Genomic DNA, 3,216 nt, shown 5'->3' with positions numbered 1-3,216 from the left:
CATGCCCGGCGTGGACATCACCGTGACACCGCCCGCCAGCGCCAGATCACACTCACCGTTCCGCAGCGCCTGCGCCGCCAGATGCAACGCCACCAGCGACGACGAGCACGCCGTGTCCACCGTCACCGCCGGACCCTCCAGGCCCAGGGTGTAGGAGATACGGCCGGAGACCAGGCTTCCCCCGCTGGTGGACGCGGAGGCGGTGCTGAGGCCGTAGTCGTGGTACATGACGCCCGCGAACACGCCGGTGCGGCTGCCCCGCAGCGCCGTCGGGTCGACGCCGGCGCGCTCGACGGCCTCCCAGGAGACTTCGAGCAGGAGCCGCTGCTGCGGGTCCATGCGCTGCGCCTCGCGCGGCGAGATGCCGAAGAAGTCGGGGTCGAAGTCCGCGGCGTCGTAGAGGAAGCCGCCCTGCCGCGTGTAGGTCTTCCCCGGCAGGCCGGGCTCGGGGGCGTACAGCCCGTCGACGTCCCAGCCGCGGTCGGCGGGGAAGCCTGAGACCGCGTCCACGCCGTCCGTCACCAGCCGCCACATGTCCTCGGGGGAGGCAATGCCGCCGGGGTAGCGGCAGGCCATGCCGACGATCGCGATCGGCTCGTCCGGCCGCGCCGCCGCCGGTGCCGACGCGGCCGGCAGCGGGCCGGTCTCCGCGGCACCGGTGATCTCGGAGACCAGGTACGCGGCGACGGCCTGGGCGTTCGGGTAGTCGAAGACGAGGGTGGCGGGCAGCCGTAGGCCGGTGCTGTCGTTCAGGTCGTTGCGCAGCTCGACGGCGGTCAGTGAGTCGAAGCCGAGCTCCTGGAAGGCCCGGTCGGCCGGCACCGCCTCCGCCGAGGTGTGGCCCAGCACCGCCGCAGCCTTCTCCCGGACGGCCCGGAGCACCATCCGCTCGCGTTCGCCGGGTTCGGCCGCCAGCACCCGCCGCGCCAGCGGTGAGCCCGCCTTCGCGCCGCCGGGCGCCGTGCCCCGGGCGGCTCGCCGTACCACCGGTCCCGCCAGGCCGCGCAGCAGCGCGGGTACGCGTGCGGCACGCGCCCGCAGGGCGGCGGTGTCCACGCGCAGCGGCACCGCTACCGGCTCGTCGCCGCGCACCGCGCCGTCGAACGCGCGCAGTGCCTCCTGGACGGACAGGGCGGGCAGGCCCTGCCGCTGGATGCGCTCCAGACCGGCGTGGCTCAGCTCGCCCGCCAGCCCCGTGCGCGTGTCCCACAGGCCGAACGGCAGGGAGGTGCCCGGCAGGCCGCGGGCCCGCCGGTGTTGCGCGAGGGCGTCCAGGAAGACGTTCGCCGCCGCGTAGGTGCCCTGTCCCGCCGCCAGCACCAGGCCGCCGGCGGACGAGAACATGACGAACGCCGACAGCGGCAGGTCGGCGGTGAGTTCGTGCAGATACCAGGCCGCGTCGGACTTGGGCGCGAGCACGGCGTCGAGTTTCTCCGGCGTCAGCGAGTCCACCATGCCCACGTCGCTGACACCGGCCACGTGCACCACGCCGGTGAGGGGGGCGTCCGCGGGAATGTCCGCGATCGCCTCCGCCAAGGCCGCCCGGTCCGCGACGTCGCACGCCGCGACGCGCACCTGGGCGCCGGCCCGGGTCAGCTCGTGCGCCAGCTCCGCCGCGCCCGGGGCCTCGGCGCCGCGGCGCGAGAGGAGCAGCAGGCGCCGCACCCCGTGCTCGGCCACCAGGTGCCGGGCCACGAGGGCGCCGAGGCCGCCGGTGCCGCCCGTGACCAGGACGGTGCCCGCCCCGAACCCCGGCTCCTCGCCGGTGCCGCCGGCCAGGGGGCTCAGCCGCGGCAGCAGGACCCGTCCGGCGCGTACCGCCAGCTCGGGCTCGTCGCCGAGCGCGGCGGTGGCGAGCCGCTGCCACGACGGTTCGTCGTGGTCGGTGTCCACCAGGACGATCCGACCCGGGTGCTCCGCCTGCGCGGCGCGGACCAGGCCCCACACGGGCGCGGCCCGCAGGTCCACCGGCTCCACCGGGTCCACGGCCACCGCGCCACGGGTCACGACCGCCAGCCGCGAGGAGGCGAACCGCTCGTCCGCGAGGAACGCCTGGACCGCCGCCAGTGCGCCGGCGGTGGCGGTCCGCACCTGTGCGGGCAGCTCGCCGTCGCCCGCGGCCGTGCAGAGGACCGGCACGTACGGCGGCGGGGTCCCGTCCGCGGCCAGCGCGGCCAGGTGTGCGGCGAACGAGGCCGCCTCGACCGCCGGTACGGGATCCGGCGCCCCGGCCGCGGCGGTGCCGTCCGGCGCGGGGGTCCAGCGCACCGCCCACAGGGCGTGGTCCGCCGGGGTGCCCGCCGTGGCCAGGTGCTCGGGCGGGACGGGGCGGCCGGCCAGCGAGTCCACGGAGAGCAGGGGCGTCCCGGCGGTGTCGGTCACCGTCACCGAGGCCGCGCCGGAGGAGGAGCGGCTGATGCGGACGCGCAGCGCGGTGGCGCCGGTGGCGTGCAGGCCGACGCCGGTCCAGGCGAACGGCAGGACGGGCGGCTGGTCACCGGCCGGATCGTCGGCGATCAGCCCGGCGTGCAGGGCGGCGTCGAGCAGGGCCGGGTGGATCGTGAAGCCGTCGGCGTCCTGCTGGGCCTCCTCGGGGAGGACGACCTCGGCGAAGACGTCGTCGCCGCGCCGCCAGGCGGCCCGCAGTCCGCGGAAGGCGGGGCCGTAGGCGTATCCGCGCCCGGCCAGCACCTCGTAGGCGTCGCTGACGTCGATGGCGTCCACCGGGGTGTCCGGGTCCTCCGGCGGCCAGGGGGCGCCGTCGCCCTGGGGCGCCGGCGCGGCGGGGCCCAGCAGGCCCTCGGCGTGCAGGGTCCAGGGCGTCTCGAGGACCGCTTGGTCGGGGCGGGAGTGGATGCCCACCGTCCGGGTGCCGTCGGCTCCGGCGGGGCCGACGGTCACCTGGATCCGGACGCCGCCCTGTTCCGGCAGGGTAAGGGGCGCCCGCAGCGTCAGGTCGCGCAGGGCGGGGCAGTCCGCCTCCCAGCCGGCGCGCAGGGCCAGTTCGACCAGACCGGTGCCGGGGATCAGGGCGGTGCCCAGGACCCGGTGGTCGCCCAGCCACCCGTGGGTGGCCAGGGACACCCGCCCCACCAGGCTCAGCGCGCCGTCGGGGCTCGGCACCACCGCGCCGAGCACCGGGTGCGCCACCGTGGTCAGGCCGGCCGAGGCGCCACCCGGCCCGAGCCAGAAGCGCCGGCGGGCGAACGGGTAGGT

1 protein-coding gene is annotated in these 3,216 nt (G+C 77.3%); it reads right to left on the bottom strand.

Annotated elements, in window-relative coordinates:
- Window positions 1–3,216, bottom strand: a 3,216-nt coding sequence (locus AXW62_RS37710) for an SDR family NAD(P)-dependent oxidoreductase (RefSeq protein WP_159061056.1), incomplete at both ends; no start/stop codon positions are given.

This window comes from Streptomyces hygroscopicus subsp. hygroscopicus (assembly GCF_001553455.1).
In the GTDB taxonomy this organism is placed as follows: Bacteria; Actinomycetota; Actinomycetes; order Streptomycetales; family Streptomycetaceae; genus Streptomyces; species Streptomyces hygroscopicus.
This window is presented reverse-complemented; position numbering and strand designations above follow the sequence as displayed.